Origin of the sequence: uncultured Apibacter sp. (assembly GCF_946479295.1) — a bacterium.
In the GTDB taxonomy this organism is placed as follows: domain Bacteria; phylum Bacteroidota; class Bacteroidia; order Flavobacteriales; family Weeksellaceae; genus Apibacter.
In genome coordinates this window covers 1-16,037 of the sequence record NZ_CAMLFD010000014.1, presented here as the reverse complement: position 1 = coordinate 16,037, position 16,037 = coordinate 1, and the positions used below count along the sequence as shown (strand labels likewise).

Annotated in this window: 15 protein-coding genes and 1 pseudogene; 6 read left to right on the top strand and 10 right to left on the bottom strand. The window is 28.5% G+C overall.

Annotation, left to right across the window (positions count from 1 at the left end; translation table 11 throughout):
- Position 1 precedes the first annotated feature (1 nt).
- From Q0T35_RS08685 to Q0T35_RS08640, 10 genes are all read right to left on the bottom strand, one after another.
- Positions 2 to 436, bottom strand: a complete 435-nt coding sequence (locus Q0T35_RS08685) for a GPW/gp25 family protein (protein WP_293919058.1) — start codon at positions 434 to 436, stop codon at positions 2 to 4.
- Between the two features lie 18 nt (positions 437 to 454).
- Positions 455 to 1,168 (bottom strand): hypothetical protein, encoded by a 714-nt coding sequence (locus Q0T35_RS08680; protein WP_295842608.1) that lies wholly within the window; start codon positions 1,166 to 1,168, stop codon positions 455 to 457.
- Entirely contained in the window at positions 1,169 to 1,756 is a 588-nt protein-coding gene (locus tag Q0T35_RS08675) for a hypothetical protein (protein ID WP_293919055.1), read from the bottom strand.
- Positions 1,757 to 1,814: 58 nt separating this feature from the next.
- Positions 1,815 to 3,152 carry a DUF5458 family protein gene (locus tag Q0T35_RS08670; protein WP_295842654.1) on the bottom strand — a complete coding sequence of 446 codons (1,338 nt, stop codon included), beginning with the start codon at positions 3,150 to 3,152 and terminating at the stop codon, positions 1,815 to 1,817.
- A gap of 38 nt (positions 3,153 to 3,190) precedes the next feature.
- Positions 3,191 to 3,637 (bottom strand): hypothetical protein, encoded by a 447-nt coding sequence (locus Q0T35_RS08665; protein ID WP_293919052.1) that lies wholly within the window; start codon positions 3,635 to 3,637, stop codon positions 3,191 to 3,193.
- Between the two features lie 24 nt (positions 3,638 to 3,661).
- Positions 3,662 to 6,097 carry an ATP-dependent Clp protease ATP-binding subunit gene (locus tag Q0T35_RS08660; protein WP_295812175.1) on the bottom strand — a complete coding sequence of 812 codons (2,436 nt, stop codon included), beginning with the start codon at positions 6,095 to 6,097 and terminating at the stop codon, positions 3,662 to 3,664.
- A gap of 50 nt (positions 6,098 to 6,147) precedes the next feature.
- Positions 6,148 to 7,236, bottom strand: coding sequence for a PKD domain-containing protein (locus Q0T35_RS08655; RefSeq protein WP_293919373.1), 1,089 nt, complete (start codon positions 7,234 to 7,236; stop codon positions 6,148 to 6,150).
- 875 nt (positions 7,237 to 8,111) lie between these two features.
- On the bottom strand, positions 8,112 to 9,341 hold the full coding sequence (locus Q0T35_RS08650) for a hypothetical protein (RefSeq protein ID WP_295842605.1): 1,230 nt from the start codon (positions 9,339 to 9,341) through the stop codon (positions 8,112 to 8,114).
- Positions 9,342 to 9,346: 5 nt separating this feature from the next.
- Positions 9,347 to 10,522, bottom strand: a complete 1,176-nt coding sequence (locus Q0T35_RS08645) for a hypothetical protein (RefSeq protein WP_295842602.1) — start codon at positions 10,520 to 10,522, stop codon at positions 9,347 to 9,349.
- A 137-nt stretch (positions 10,523 to 10,659) separates the two neighbouring features.
- Entirely contained in the window at positions 10,660 to 10,806 is a 147-nt protein-coding gene (locus tag Q0T35_RS08640) for a hypothetical protein (protein ID WP_295842598.1), read from the bottom strand.
- Between the two features lie 1,150 nt (positions 10,807 to 11,956).
- Here Q0T35_RS08640 and Q0T35_RS08635 point away from each other — a divergent pair.
- From Q0T35_RS08635 to Q0T35_RS08610, 6 genes and pseudogenes are all read left to right on the top strand, one after another.
- Complete coding sequence (locus tag Q0T35_RS08635; RefSeq protein ID WP_295812166.1) at positions 11,957 to 12,082, top strand: hypothetical protein; 126 nt, start codon at positions 11,957 to 11,959, stop codon at positions 12,080 to 12,082.
- A gap of 308 nt (positions 12,083 to 12,390) precedes the next feature.
- Positions 12,391 to 12,780: pseudogene (locus Q0T35_RS08630) on the top strand (phage integrase SAM-like domain-containing protein); the annotation flags it as partial.
- Positions 12,781 to 13,266: 486 nt separating this feature from the next.
- Positions 13,267 to 13,446, top strand: a complete 180-nt coding sequence (locus Q0T35_RS08625) for an isocitrate lyase/phosphoenolpyruvate mutase family protein (RefSeq protein ID WP_295812165.1) — start codon at positions 13,267 to 13,269, stop codon at positions 13,444 to 13,446.
- 156 nt (positions 13,447 to 13,602) lie between these two features.
- Positions 13,603 to 13,911, top strand: coding sequence for an isocitrate lyase/phosphoenolpyruvate mutase family protein (locus tag Q0T35_RS11180; RefSeq protein WP_366800176.1), 309 nt, complete (start codon positions 13,603 to 13,605; stop codon positions 13,909 to 13,911).
- A gap of 4 nt (positions 13,912 to 13,915) precedes the next feature.
- Positions 13,916 to 14,956: a methylated-DNA--[protein]-cysteine S-methyltransferase gene (locus tag Q0T35_RS11175; RefSeq protein ID WP_366800169.1), complete on the top strand. Its 1,041-nt coding sequence runs from the start codon at positions 13,916 to 13,918 to the stop codon at positions 14,954 to 14,956.
- Positions 14,957 to 15,409: 453 nt separating this feature from the next.
- Positions 15,410 to 15,646 (top strand): hypothetical protein, encoded by a 237-nt coding sequence (locus tag Q0T35_RS08610; RefSeq protein WP_295812162.1) that lies wholly within the window; start codon positions 15,410 to 15,412, stop codon positions 15,644 to 15,646.
- Positions 15,647 to 16,037: the final 391 nt, after the last annotated feature.

Sequence of the window (16,037 nt, the reverse complement as noted above, 5' to 3'; positions counted from 1 at the left end):
GTTAAAGTTGTGAAAGTGGTCCTATAAAAAAATGTCCGTAAAAATTGAATGGACGATTAGTTTTTTTTATCAATCCTTCGATTTTCATTGTTACTTTTTTCTTTAATCTTATCGAATTATTATAAGAAGGGTTCTGTCCTACCCCAATAATAACATCAACCTCCAACAGATTTAATCTACTCTCATTCACAATAATAGCTTCTTTAATATCATTTTTGAATTTATCCCTAAGACTATTGGTGTCAGATAACAAATCAAAATCCATTTCCCAAATCTTACATCCAAGCATTTCATTGAATTTACATTCACCAAAAGAAGAGGTTACTATTAAATTAATATATTTTGCTATAGATTTATCTAAATTAGTTTTTTCAACATCTCTTTTTTCAATTAGTTGTTTAAAGTTTATAGGAGTGTTATAATAAATTCCATACATATCAAGCTATAATTTTTATTATAAATATATTATCTTACTAACTTTTCCACTTTTGTCTAATTCATACTCCTTTATATTCCTTTCACGTTTGATAAGATGTATTTCGACTTTTGGAATTGTTTTTATAAATTTTTCTCTATATGAAATATCGCCAATAAATTTTTGGCCTTGATTATGATCTTCTATATAAAAGAAATGTTCATAATTTGTTGGTTTTATAAAAGTTTCAGGCATAATTCCTGCTACTAAAAGTGCTTTTTCAGAATTTCTATTAAGTGTATACGATAAATAATTATCTTTTTTTGTACGAAATTTGCTTACTTCAAATATTTCTTTAACTGAATTTAATGGCTCAAAAGCGATTAATGGCAATTTATATACTGTTTTCTTAAAAATAGGAATACCTAAAAAGGAAAAACCTCCTGTTTTATTGATCTTTAATTCATCAAATAATATTGAATCTCGGGTTACTTCATAATAGCTTCTTTCCTCTGTTTTATCATCTGTTACTATCATTTTATAAGCAGGCAACCTAATTTTATTAATATCCTTATTTGATGTATTAAACTCAATTTCATTTACTTTTTCATCGGAAATTATTATTGTAATTGTATGTTGATGCATAGCGGAATCAAAATCCGACATTTTTTCTCTTTCTCCATTTCCTGCATATAATGGAGATCCGGGATTATCTGTTATAGATAATGATAAACCTAATTGAGGTATTGGCATTTATTTGAATTTAAAATGATTATTTTTTAAGCATTGTAATTCGTCTTTTAACCGTTCTGCTTCAATAAATTGTAAATTAAATTCATAGTCATTATGAAAAGTTAGTAACTTTATGCTGCTAATTTCACCTTGTGTAAGGTTTTTAATGTCCTTCCTTCTAATTTTACTTATTAAATAGCCGTCGCAGTTTGGTTTATAATAATTATTCATTCTATATCGATATCCTTTATCTGTGATAAATTCCAAAACCTCACCCTTTTTTAAACAAGTATTAGGTTTAAACATCTTGATATAAAGTATTGGTCTGTTGCCTTTTCTCTTTATTATTTGAAATACTGCAAAATCATTTTTAATATTATATATTCTTTCAAAATATGGTTCTGCATAGATATAAGGCTTATTTTTTAAATAATCTATTTTTCTGTTATTAAGTGTAAATAAAGCATTACAATCAACTATTCGGGTTAGCAAAGTATCTTCAGTTATTTTTTTCATCGGTACACTTGATTGCCCGTATAATTCATAATTACCGAATATCGCGCATACGCTTACAAAAATTAATTTGAAAATTTTGCTTATAATATTCATATTGATTTTTTTTATAAAAGAGAGGAGTAAAATTTTCCTCTCTTGCTATATTCAACTATTATTTTTGTTCGTATTCTGTATCCCATTCATTTCCATCATCTCCTTTATGTCCATCCATTTTTATAAGGAAATTCTTAGCTGGGAAATAGGGTTTTAAATGTATATCTAGATAAATTCTATCTTTTTGGACTGCATCTTGCTCGAATCTTCTCACTTCAAAATTTTCAATCAATTTATCAGGTCCAGTAATACCATCTAAAAACCGTACAATTTGATTCATAATTTCTTTTCTCGTTTTTGCTGTAAAATTTTCGAATGCTCTTCGATTCAAAAAATCCATTAATACTTTGGTCACATAATCGAAAACTCTTACAACTGAATAGGTTTGTAAGCCTAAATTATCTCCATTGAATAAGGTTTTGCCTGAAAAGGCCATAACTTTACCATATTCATTAACCATGGGTATTAATCCCATACTTTCGAGATTGGCTATTTCGCTTTTTTTAAGGTCAAATTTTACCCCGTCAATTTCATTAATACCTCCAAATTTTTTACCTGCTGTAACTTGTGACATTAATGTCCCATATATCTTACCAGCCAAAGCTGCAGAAGGAGGAATGTATAAATCATTTTCCTCTTGTATTTCATTAAATTTACCTCTTCCTACTAACCAGTTACAAGTCATTAGCACGTTTGAGCGATAAATTTCACCGCCTGTAAGATAGGCTTCGTCAAACATTTCCATCACATCATCCGGTTCATCTAAATGTGCAAAATCTGTTACCAACATTACTTTATTTTCATGAGCTATTTTTGCCCATTTCTCAACAACTTTATTGCTTCCTAAATATCCCGGAATAACTAATAAGCCATAATTATTTTTTAAATCCAATCTATCATAATTATCTACTAATTCTGAATGAATGGCATCTATAAAACGTGTATTATCTAAATCGGTTAATTGCTCTAATTCTGCATTAACTATGGATACATTTTTAACTTTATCTTGATCGGTGTTTTTATAAAATAAAGCGATAGTTCGGTAAGCTTTTTCTAATTCTTCAGTTTCTCTTATCGTGGAAGCTAAATTTTTTTGTAAAGTCTTATCCGCAAGCTTACTTTTATCTTCACTTTGTGCTACCATATCTGTTAAGCTCGCATTATTTTTTAATACGTTAAGCCAAAGTTCCAAAGTTTTCTTTAGAGCATTTCGTTCATTTTTTTTATTAGTATCACCCAGAAAAATTTGACGTCTAGCTTTTCGTTCAGGATTCATATTTTGAACGTTTTCAATAGTAGATTCCAATAAATCAAACCCACCGAATTTTGCTAATTTTTCCAATCCGCTTTGGACATCATATTTTTTATTAACCTGTTCTGATATTGGAACATCCATTGACTGGACTTGTGCTTTTAGATTTTCTTTAGCCATAATTATTTTTGATTTAATTCATTAATAAGTCCTTCTATACTTTCCATTAAAGCGTTTTTAGCTTCAGGATCTTCTAGTGCGGCTTTTAAAATTTTGTTGGTTTTAAGCTGTTTTATTATTTTTTGATATTGTTCTTTTTCAACCTGTAAATCTGTCAAAAATTTACTTTGAGCAGTTATACCTTTTATTCCAAAATCTCCTAAATTTTTAAATTTTAGCTCTTCGAATTTTGTATTTCCATCTGCATCTTCAAAATTCACTTTCACTTCCGGTTTAAAATGTTCGAATACTTGTTCAACGGTTGATAATCCTTCTACAATTTCAGGTCTTATAGGGGTTTGACCAGTTAATTTTTGAGCTATAAGAGTACGATTCTGTGCAATTTCTAATATTGCTTCGCTTGCATCCAAAGGAACTTCATTTCCTCCAATACCATAATTTTTTAACATATCTAAGTTTTTTAATTATTGTTTTTAATTTATAATCCACCGTAAATTATCATCCTGGATATCTATTTCGACATTGTTTCCCTCTTTTATTTCTCCCGAAATTATTTTCTTTGCCATAGGCCTTCTTAATGAGGAACGAATAATTCCCTTTAATGGTCTTGCTCCATAAGTTGCGTTAAATCCATTATCTACTAAAAAAGATTTGGCGCTTTGTGATAAGCTCAGACTTATGTTTAAATCTTTAACTAAGTCTAATAATTCTTTTTTCAAATGAATTTCAAATATGCCCATAGCATTCTCTTTACTTATCGGACTGAAAGGAATAATTTCTGTAAGACGTCCCAAAAACTCCGGTCTAAAATTTCTTGTCATTATTTCCATCAATTGGTTGGACGAGGGTAATCCTTTTCCGTTGTTAACTGATTCTACTATAAATTGAGAACCTATATTAGAAGTAAATAATATTAGAGCATTAGAGAAATCACCTTCTTTACCTAGTCTATCATGAAGCTTTCCTTCATCCATAATTTGTAAAAAAACATCAAATACAGATGTATGTGCTTTTTCTATTTCATCAAAAAGCACGATAGAGTATGGTTTTTGTCTAATCTTATTAACTAATAAACCTCCTTCTTCATAACCTACGTAGCCCGGAGGAGCACCATACAATAAGGCAGCTGAATGTTCTTCTTTAAATTCAGACATGTCAAATCGAATTATTGCTTGTTCATCTTGAAATAAAAAATCGGCTAAAGATTTAGCTAATTCTGTTTTCCCTGTTCCTGTAGGCCCTAGAAAAAAGAATGAACCTATAGGTTGACCAGCCTTACTTAACCCAGAACGAGATTCCAATACAGCTTCAGTGATTACCTTAATAGCATAATCTTGTCCCACCACCCTTTTTTTTAGTATGTCTTCCATGTTTTGAAGCCTATCCTTTTCATCGGAATGTAACTTTCCTAAGGGAATACCGGTTTTTTGTGCTACAACTGCTGCTAAATCTATAGGATCTATATGCTCTTTCTTTGATTGAGCCACTTGAGTTATTTGATGAAGTAAAGATTTTAAATATTCGTATAAAGATTCTTCTGATAATAATTCAATATCATCTTGTAAAGTTTCTTTCTGACTTATCAAATACAATGCTTTCTTTTTTAAATCTTCATAGAACCATTTTAATTCAAGTTTCTTTTTACCATTGCTTTCTCCTATTTCATTCAACTTTTTCTCAAGGGCATCTTTTTCTTTTAGAAAGGATACACCTGCAGTTTTAATGACAGACATAGTTCTATCCAATAGATTTAATGCTGATTCCGGTAAACTCTTTTCCTTTAAATATCTTTGTGATAGCCTTATAGATTCTGTTATCGATTCATCAGTTACTTTTATAGAATGATGAACTAAGTAAGAAGGCAAGGCCGATTTTATTATTCTAAAGGTCTGCTCTTCATTAGGCTCTTCAACCTTAATAACCTCAAACATTCCTGATAGTCCTTCATCTTTTTCAATTTTTTTTGTATATTCATCAACAGTAGTAGTAACAATAAGAGTAAGACCATTATTGCTTGATATTTCACTTTTTAAAATACTGGAAACACCTGAATTATCACTATTTTTATCTAATAGAACATGTATTCCGTCTATGACGAGTATAGATTGTGGATAAGTTTTAAGTTCTTGTAATATCTTTTTTAAACGATCTTCTATTTCTCCTTTATACGAAGCACCTGCTATTAAGGAGCCTAAGTCCAATTCGTAAATTTTTGTTTTTAATAATTCATCCGGAACCTGTTTTTGCACTATTAAATTTACAAATCCTTCAATTAAAACAGATTTCCCAACTCCCGGATAACCTTGTAGAAGGACATTCGGTTTAGAAAAACGACATATAATTTCTACAATTTCTTTAATCTCTTTTTCTCTAGCTACAATATGCTTAGGTTGTTTTTGGGCTTTTATTAAGAGATCTTTACAGTATTTGTATAAATATTTTATGTTGGTATGAACATGATCATCTTTTATATTTCCAGAATTTATCTCTTTATTAACATCAATTAATAATTCATCTCTGATAATGGGAAAACTTTTCATTTGATCAAAGCTAAAACCTACTCCTGGAGTTGCTATTGCAACCATTATGCAATAAAGATCGATTTCTTCTCTCCCTAAAATATTTCGTATTTCATCCGCTTCTTTTATTATTCTATCAATACTTTCATCTGCTTCAGGACGTACGTTTTTACTTGCTTTTGGAAAATCATCAATTCGTACTTCAGCCCATTCTTCTATAAAAAATACATCTTTTTTCATAGCTTCCAATTCCTTTAGTAGAGATAAATCTCTATGAAGTATTGCCTTTAGAAGATGGGGAGCACCAAATTGTGCATTCTTTTTTTCTATTGAATATTTTTTAGCTATATCTAAAGCCGTATATATTTCTTCAGCAAAAATTTCTTCCATATATAAATAATTATATAATGTGTTTTTTATTAAAAGGTTTTTATCAATATTTAGTCATAAATCCAAAAAGGCCCTTTTTTTATTTTATATTTAATATTAATATTTGTTATGTAATTATTATTGTTTCTATCAATACGTAATGATTTTATCTTTATTTTTTTATTTTCAATTTTTTCACATAATTCAGAAAAGGTTATGATGGTCTTATCATTTTTTATTACAGAAAAATCATAGTTATTGATATATTTACTAAAATCTTCCTTTGTCTTACCCTGCTTCGCAACTTCTAATAATAATTCTTTAAATTGATTTTCAGATATTGAAGGTGCTTGATCCTCAATGATTTTATTTTTTTCTTTTTCTAAAGGAGTTTCTTCAGGAACTCCCGAGATATTCTTTAAAACAGGTACCCATGGATTTTCCGGTAAAATATTATGTTTAGGTTCAAAATCTTCATCATTTTTATCAGGTATAAAACCTAGTATTGGTGTTTCCTTTACTTCATTTAATACTCTAGGTTTTACGTAAATATCTTTGCTGGCAATATGAGCTATATCTCCATTTATTACTAGAGTCAATCTTTTTTTTCCAGGTTCACTATAATTATATATAGGGTATTCTGAAGTATCATCCATTTGACCAGATTCTCCAAAACTCCATTCCCAAGAAAAGGCTTCTCCGCTATATTTACAATAGACATTAAATGGTTGACCTACAGTTACTACAGTAGGAGAAATTATTTGAGGAACTTTCCTGGAATCTATGATTTTGCCCATATTTTTTATTTCTATTGTTTTTTGCAAAATACAAGATCCATTTACTTTTAATGTCACTATATACATTCCTGATTTTGAATATCTATGCAAAGGATGCTGTTCATATTTTTTAGGGGAATTGTCCCCAAAATCCCATAACCAACTTTTAGCTCCAGGAGTTAAATCTTTAAAACCGATTATTTCTCCTACTTGCTTCCTTTCAGCTTCAATAGCAAAATCTATTTGCTCACAACTAACAAACCGAGAATATTTATAGAATAAGATAAATAAGCCAATCAAAATAAATATAATGAATATATATAGTATTCTAAAATCTATTTTCTTATAAAACTTATTGATCGAATTCTTTAACCTACGATTCATTTTAGAATGTATTTAAAATATTTTTACCTGCTAACTTAGGTATTTTTTTTTATACAAGAAATACATTATATATATTTTTATAATATATAAATATATATTTTTATTATCTTTATTTTAAAAATTAACAAATAAAGATAATTAAATCCAATAAAAATTATTTTAGTTATTTTATCCTATAAATTAGGTGATATATTTATCTTTTCTTCTCAATTCGACTAAAGAAAATGCAAACTGTTATGCACCAAAAATTTACACATGGTAAATGAATTACATGACTAATATAAAATTTTATTTAAAGGATTGCTTTTGAGATTATTTTTTAGCAATACATACAGCATATATTATAATGTCAAATACTTGAAAAAAGAGAGATTATTTCTATTTTAAGAGAAGCATTATATGGTTTTAATCATTTTATATGATTTCTAATTCATATATCATATAATTAAAAGAAATAATAGTTAAACTATAGTCATCATCTGCTCCATTCTTTTTTTCATTCACCCATTCTAAGCATTATTATTTCCAGTAGCCTTCGGATCTTGGGTATCTTCCTTACATCTTTATGTATTACCCCTTATAATATTTTAAATCACTACTCATTAAGTTATCATAACTGCAATTTAAGCTTTCTGTAAAAGAGCTAAAACCTATTTCTAATTTTATTTGAGCGAAAAAATGAGCTTTTCTCCTGCAAGTATTTATTTCTATACTCATTTACAAAGGATCTACTTTACTACATTAATTGCTTATTTACATTCAGGGATAAGTCAGTAAGCTCTTTAATTGTTACATTTGTTACATCTTGGATATTTCCATGTCTTCTTACTATTACCTCTTTCCACTATAATGATAGAAATGATATTTTTATTCTATCAATTTATTATTTCTTTTACTAACCTTTTTAAATGAGGTAAATTATAATAATTATTTTGCTCAAATTGTTTTAACATAACTTCCCCTTCTTCATTAGATAATAAAGAATCATAAGCTCCTAATATATTGCCATTCCTCCATTCTACTGTTTCTAAGTTATGATACTTCCAATATAACGGGTCTATATAATTCACTGTATAAGCTACCATTTTATACAATTCTTCATTCGTCCAGCCTATATCTTCTCCTTCTCGCTTTCTATCTATTAAATCTATTAATGCATTACTTAACTCTATAGCATATTTACAATTATTTTCATTAGTTATTTTTTCAATAGTTTTTAATATTCCTTCTCTTATATATAACCTGTCTTGATCGGTTAGAATTTTCTTTACAAAAATCAATTCTCTCAATATACCTTTTCTTCTATATAACCAGCTTTGGTCGATTTGAATTTTCTTTACAAAAATCAATTCTCTCAATTTTGATTCTCTTATAGGTTGATCATCTGCATAAGTAGTGTATAAATCATCCATTACACTTTCATTAATTTTATCTTCTTTATCATAATTAAAGTTTGATACTAATGACCTTACTAAAACTGCTTGTTTAGATAATAAATAATCTAAACTAGCTTTATCATTATACATTATATATTTATTTAAGTGTAGTAAGAATAAGTCCTTTTTTATTTTATATTTCTTATTTTTTATATTATAAATTTTAATTAGACTTCCTATACTCTCACTGAATAAATAATTATTTAATATTTTTTTTTCTTTATTTATAAACATATTCCATTTAAACGGATGTTCTTCCCACAAGGTATATTTATATACATTAAGTGTTGTGAAATCATTAATCTTTGGAAGTATATTATACTTTATTTCATCATCATCATATGCTTTTTCTCTATCATAAACAGGGATTTCTCCATACAAGGTAACTACTTTTCCTTTGCTTTTATCCAAATCAATTCCAAAAACATCTTTTATCCTTTCTCTAAATATAGAATATTCTGGTATTTTATACCCACTATTCTCTAATGATTTTTCTATTAAAGATTGTTGCAGAAGCATATCTTCTTCTGTAGGTTGAACTATTATTCCTCCTTCTGAAATTCTTTTTAGTTTTTCTATATTTTGGTCTATATTAACATCTTTTCTACTTTGTGCATGAAACATAAGAAAATAAGTAAAGATAAATAGTATAGATAGTTTTAATTTCATAATAATTAGTACTTTTTAGTAATTTTTATAGCTTCTTTTAAATAAGGTAAATTATAATAATTATTTTGCTCAAATTGTTTTAACATAGCTTCCCCTTCTTCTTTAGATAATAAAGAATCATAAGCTCCTAATATATTACCATCCCCCCATTCTACTGTTTCTAAATTATGATACTTCCAATACAATGGATCTATATAATTAGCAGAATAAGCTACCATTTTATACAATTCTTCATTCGTCCAACCTATATCTTCTCCTTCTCGCTTTCTATCTAATAAATCTACTAATGCATTACTTAAATCTATAGCATACTTACAATTATTTTCATTAGTTATATTTTCAATAGTTTTTAATATCCCCTCTCTTATATATAGCCGGTCTGGATCGGTTTGAATTTTCTTTACAAAAATCAATTCCCTCAATTCTGACTCTCTCATAGGTTGATCATCTGCATTAGTAGTGTATAAATCATCCATTACACTTTCATTAATTTTATCTTCTTTATCATAATTAAAATTTGATACTAATGATCTTGTTAAAGCTGGCACTTCAGATAATAAATAATCTAAGCTAGCTTTATCATTATACACTATATATTTATTTAAGTGTAGTAATAATAAGTCTTTTTTAATTTTATATTTCTTATTTTTTTTATTATAAATTTTAATTAGACTTCCTAAATTTTTTATATAATAATTTAATATTTTTTTTTCTTTATTTATAAACATATTCCATATGTATGGATAACCAAAATACTCATATTTATATTGATTGAATCCCAATTTGGCAAATGGAAGCAGATTTTTTATTTCATCATCATCATATGCTTTTTCTCTACCATTAACGGGGGCATCTCCATACAAGGTAACTACTTTTTCTTTACTTTTATCCAAATCAATTCCAAAAACATGTTTTATCCTTTCTCTAAATATAGAATATTCTGGTACTTTATACCCACTTTTCTCTAATGATTTTTCTATTAGAGATTGCTGCAGAAGCATATATTCTTCTGTAGGTATAAATTCCTCTTCAGGTATTATTATTATTTCTTCTGAATTTCTTTCTTGTAGTTTTATATATTGAGTAATTTTCTCTAAATCTATATTAACATCTTTTCTACTTTGCGCATGAAGCATGAGAAAATAAGTAAAGATAAATAGTACTGATAGTTTTAATTTCATAATAATTAATATTCTTTAGCAATTTTTATAGTTTCTTATAAACGAGATAGATTATAATAATTATCTTTCTTAAATTCTTTAATTTAATTATCCCATTCTTCTTCAGATAGAGAGTAGTGCAGACCTCTTACAATACTCTATTTTGCAGAACTTTGAAATTCTACTTGTTCATATTTTTCTGTCAAAGGATCAAAGGTATTCGCCATATAGGCTAATATTTTGGTATATTCTGAGTCACTAAAATCTTTCCAATTATCTCTATCATTTAAATATAACAACTGCATAGCGTACTTTCTTTTTTTATTATTGGTGTTTTCTCATATATAGCTCAGAATGCCTTCACTCCTGTTGTAATTTTTTACAAAAATATTATTTTTGAACAAACAAACTCCCAAGCTCTCTCATAGTTTTTTCCATTACCCAATTCAATAATTTTTTATCTTCTGTATAACCAAAGATTATTATCAAAGATTCCATAAATTCAGCACTATTAATTAACCAAACTGACTTTTATCATCATTAAATAAATATTTTTTCCTTGATATAAGCAATTGTTGGTTGAAACGTCTTTGTTGGGATAAATTTTTCAAATATCTCCAGCGTTCTATAGAAACTTTTTCATCATCTAATTCCTTTGATAATGATATTGCGTTTTCTATTTATGCTATCTTTGAATATTCTTTCTGATAATTTACTATTTCAGAAATAAAATAAAACTGCGATATGAAATTACTCTGCTTAATAATATAAAAAACACTATTTTCTCAATTTGGATATTTGATGAAATTTTTATTACAAATGTTATTAAGGTTTACATAAACATATCTATTATGAGAAGTACTACTCTATCTAATTTTCTTTTAAATATAGTTACTACTTTATTGTAAAAATCTTTATTTGAAATACTTTTATATCCATTGAAATCTAATATTCTTTTTCCAAATTAGCCCCGCCCTCTAAAGTTCCAACCATCATTCGTTCCACGATTTTTAAAATTCTTTCCTGTTGTATAATGGTATCCATATGCCCAATTGGCTAAGACTAATTTGATTTATTGTATAAACAATAATTAAAATTCTGAAAATTCCTAAATTTTGTATAGTTGACATTTTTTTGGTTTTGCGTTGTATAAACAAGATCCACTTTGTAATTTGCGTCTTTTACGATACTAAAAAGAGAGGCTAAACAGCAGGATAAAGTAAAAGACTATAATTTGCAGACTAACAATAATTTAACCTACATACCATTTTCCTCTGTCATAAGTCGATTTTCATAAATAAAGCAAGGTTACGCAAAAATTCAGTTATCAAAACATTACTTGCTTAGAAAGTGTAATCAGATGCTAATGTTTTAATCGTCAGCCTTTGGCATATATCTTCATAATCTCTTATAACTCGAAGTAAATAAATTTTGTATTATTAAAAACTTTGAAAAATGAAAAGTACTTTTTTTAAAATTTTATTTTACTTAAAAAAGAATACTCCCAAACCAGATGGAAGCATTCCTGTAATGTGTCGCATATCAATTGATGAGGGATTGCACAATTCAGTTGTAAAATAAGTGTTCTGTTGGATTTAGGGGACATGAAATCAAACAAAGATAAAGGAAAGCGCAATCCGTTAATGCTAAATTGGATAAAATAAGAACGGGTATTAATAACTGCTATCAGAAAGCAATGCAGAAAGATGGCTACGCTACTGCCGATAAAATAAAAAATACTTATTGAGGATTAAATGTAAAAAAGCATACATTAATGCCTCTGTTTGAATCTCATAATAAGGAGCTTGACAAAAACTTGGAGTAATATGTTCGAAGAAAACTTATAAGCCCTATGTTTCCTTATATAATATTTAGTCCGATTCTTAACTAAATGTCATAAACGCAATTATGTATTTCTTAAAGAATTAGAATGCACATTTATAAAAGATTTCGAACAATATTTAAGGACGGAACGCAAATGTAGCACCAACGGTATTAATTGTTACATGACAGCACTTAAACATGTTGCGTCCAAAGCTTGCATATCAGGAGTACTACATACTAATCCTATTTCTTTTTATAAAGCAAAGCATATTCCAAAAGGCAAAAGTTTTTTGAACAACGAAGAATTGCAGCAAGTAATGGATTTAAAGTTCAAGAAAGCAAGCCATGAAATAATTCGCGATCAATTTATTTTTTCGGTCTTTGCTGATTTGTCCTATATAGATGGTAATAACCTTACGCCGGATAAAATAAGAAAATCATTTGACGGACAGTAAACGACAGAAGATGAACACACCATCTAATGTTCGTTTGCTTGAAGTCCAAAAGTGTATATTGGAAAAGTACAAAGGGTTATCAAGAAATGGCAAAGTCTTTCCTATTTCAAGCAAGAGACAATGCAATAATATTTTAAGAAAAATAGGATTGAACTGCGGAATTACGATAAAGCCCACATACCACGTAGCCCATCATACCATGACGACGACAATCTGCTTATCGAAAGAAGTTCCCATCGAGACAGTCAGTCGCATATAAGGACATACGAACATAAAAACGACATAGATATATGCTAAGAAAACCAATCAGAAAACCAGTCAGGATATGGAAGCACTTTCTCAAAAATTGGAATCGTTTGTAATGCAAATTACAGAGAAGATATGAGTATTATAATAAGAGACAAAAATGGTTGTTAATTTTTCGGTTGTATGCAAAAATATAAAAGAATAGCTTTGCTCCATACTTAACATGAAATAGATATTAAGATGGATTTTTTTGATTTACATAAAAGAGAAGAATGTATTTTCCTAGGAAATGTATGGGATACATTGTCTGCAATAATAATGCAAAATTCAAATTTTAAAGCATTAGGGACTACGAATTGGGGTGTTGCAAATACGTTGAGTTATAATGATGGAGAAAGGATATTTTTTTCTGATTATTAGTATAGTAAAGAATACAAAATAGGCAACAAATATGCCATTATCTGTAGATATAGAATCTGGATTTGCTAAAAAAGATAAAAATATTATTACTAATATCTTATCATTGGCAGAAATAGGGTGCTTAAGCATAAATATTTAAGATGTAATTGACGGGAGATTAAAAAGACAGAACAAGGGAAATTACTAAAAAATATACGACAAAGTTTAGATAAAAAAGGTTTTTCTAATTTCTTTATTAATGTAAGAACTGATACTTATCTTAAACTATTCAATCCGTTAGAAGAAACCAGAAAGAGAGTTAATTATTATGAACAAGCAGGAACTGATAGAATTTTCATCCCGGGATTAAATAATATTTTAGAAATTCGGCTAATTATAGAATCTTTGAATATACCTCTAAATAAAAAGTCTACTAAGGTTTTATATAGTCATCCATTAATTCATAATAATACATTCAAAAACTAAGGCTATGAAAAAAGAAGACATATTTTATAAGGCTCTACTTGAAAGAGATAGTTCTTTTGAAGGAACTTTCATTGTAGGAGTAAAAACAACAGGAGTATTTTGTCGTCCTACTTGTCCTGCTCGCAAACCTAAAAGAGAGAATGTTGAATTCTTTTCATCTACAAAAGATGCAATAACAAAAGGATATAGAGCATGTAAAGTTTGTCGCCCAATGGAAAAACAAGGTAAAGCTCCTGAATTTATAGTTCACTTGTTCGATTTATTAGAGAAAAACCCATCAATAAAAATTAAGGACTTTAATTTAAGAGAAATGGGGTTAGAGCCAAGTCAAATTCGCAGATGGTTTTTGAAAAATCACGGAATAACCTTTCACGCTTATCAAAGAATGTATAGAATAAATAGTGCTTTCCAAAAACTGAAAAATGGTTCTGGAGTTACTGATATTGCATTTGAATCTGGATATGAATCATTAAGTGGTTTTAACAATATGTATAAGAACATAGTAGGCACATCACCGTTAAAGAGCAAAAATAAACAAATAATTAATCTAACTCGTATTGAGACAACTTTAGGAACAATGATCGCTTGTGCAACTGATGAAGGAATCTGTTTATTAGAATTCTCTGATAGGAAGATGCTTGAAACAGAATTAAAACATCTTACAACATCCTTACAGGCTCCTATAATTCAAGGTGACAATATATTTTTCGCCCCCTTAGAGAAACAATTAAATCTGTATTTTCAAGGTAAACTTAAGCATTTCGATCTACCCTTACATATGGTTGGGACAACTTTTCAAAAACAAGTGTGGAAAATATTATTACAGATACCTTACGGGACAACTTCATCCTATGCCAAACAAGCAGAGTTGTTGGATAGGCCTACTGCAACTCGTGCAGTTGCTAATGCTAATGGAATGAACAAGATATCTATAATTATTCCTTGCCACAGAGTGATAGGTTCGGATGGATCATTGACTGGATATGGAGGCGGATTGTGGAGAAAACAGAAGTTATTAGAATTAGAAATTTCACATAAAGGATGAACTTAATTATTCAGCATATAAGGATTCTTAATATATAATCCGATTTATTCACCCTTAATAATTATGCATATGAATGATTTGTCAGAAACAAGATTTTTCAGCCTATTATCTGAGAACTCACAAGAACCAACCAATAAAATGCAACAAGCGCCTATGAGAACTTTGTAAGAAATGTAGAAACATTAAATCGATCCGGTAGAGATTATACAAGAATCTATCGGTTATTGAATCTAACTCGTATCGAGTTGGCATGCCTATCTAAACAAATCAGATACAAGCAGGGAGAAAAATGCATTTAAATTTTTATATTGTCAAAAAGCGATAGTTATCATTGATTTCGGATTATCCCTCTTAGAAAGACGCTTTTGCCATCCTGAGCAATTTATCCGAAAACAACCTTTTAAGTCCAATCTATATGTAATCCCTAAATTTAAAGATTTGGGGATTATTGCTTTGGTAGAGATCGCAGAAAGTCTTTTCCTTAGTAAAGAAATTCTAAGTTCTAATGGAAAGCCAACATCAAGAAAACAGATTGCCTGCATTTTTGAGTTGATGTTTAATGCTTCCTTTAGAGATATCTACAAGAGAACAGATGATATCTATAAGCGAAAACCTTTCAATCTGACCAAAGCCTTGAATGCTCTAAGGTTCCTACCTTCTAAAGAAAGTAGAAAGCTAGATGAGTTCTGATGAGAGTTAAAACTTCAATTTATCCTATTCTTTGATTTCGGGCTAAATTGAGCAAGAGGGAACAGGACGATAGTCCTGTTCTCCTCTTGCCCTTCAGGGCAAAGCCTTAGTCTTTAATACTTTAGATGAAAGCTTAGTTATAACTGTAGTAATTACTAAAATTTATTTATTGCTTATTATCAGTCTATTAATACTGTAAATAGTTGTAAAATAGTAATTACCTTATAAGATATGGGGCGTAAATATTAATAGAAGTGAAAATAAAAATAGCATTAATTATATACACATATGCTTATCTCTATATACGATACAGATAGTCCAAAAATTCTTTTTTCATCTGAATAAATGTATACTGTGTATCATTAAAATCTTCCTTGCATTTATATTCTAA

Bases quoted from the DNA above. Each gene is read 5' to 3' on its own strand.
- Q0T35_RS08685 (WP_293919058.1), bottom strand. From the start codon at position 436: ATGTATGGAATTTATTATAACACTCCTATAAACTTTAAACAACTAATT.
- Q0T35_RS08680 (WP_295842608.1), bottom strand. From the start codon at position 1,168: ATGCCAATACCTCAATTAGGTTTATCATTATCTATAACAGATAATCCC.
- Q0T35_RS08675 (WP_293919055.1), bottom strand. From the start codon at position 1,756: ATGAATATTATAAGCAAAATTTTCAAATTAATTTTTGTAAGCGTATGC.
- Q0T35_RS08670 (WP_295842654.1), bottom strand. From the start codon at position 3,152: ATGGATGTTCCAATATCAGAACAGGTTAATAAAAAATATGATGTCCAA.
- Q0T35_RS08665 (WP_293919052.1), bottom strand. From the start codon at position 3,637: ATGTTAAAAAATTATGGTATTGGAGGAAATGAAGTTCCTTTGGATGCA.
- Q0T35_RS08660 (WP_295812175.1), bottom strand. From the start codon at position 6,097: ATGGAAGAAATTTTTGCTGAAGAAATATATACGGCTTTAGATATAGCT.
- Q0T35_RS08655 (WP_293919373.1), bottom strand. From the start codon at position 7,236: ATGAATCGTAGGTTAAAGAATTCGATCAATAAGTTTTATAAGAAAATA.
- Q0T35_RS08650 (WP_295842605.1), bottom strand. From the start codon at position 9,341: ATGAAATTAAAACTATCTATACTATTTATCTTTACTTATTTTCTTATG.
- Q0T35_RS08645 (WP_295842602.1), bottom strand. From the start codon at position 10,522: ATGAAATTAAAACTATCAGTACTATTTATCTTTACTTATTTTCTCATG.
- Q0T35_RS08640 (WP_295842598.1), bottom strand. From the start codon at position 10,806: ATGCAGTTGTTATATTTAAATGATAGAGATAATTGGAAAGATTTTAGT.
- Q0T35_RS08635 (WP_295812166.1), top strand. From the start codon at position 11,957: ATGAAAAGTACTTTTTTTAAAATTTTATTTTACTTAAAAAAGAATACT.
- Q0T35_RS08625 (WP_295812165.1), top strand. From the start codon at position 13,267: ATGGATTTTTTTGATTTACATAAAAGAGAAGAATGTATTTTCCTAGGA.
- Q0T35_RS11175 (WP_366800169.1), top strand. From the start codon at position 13,916: ATGAAAAAAGAAGACATATTTTATAAGGCTCTACTTGAAAGAGATAGT.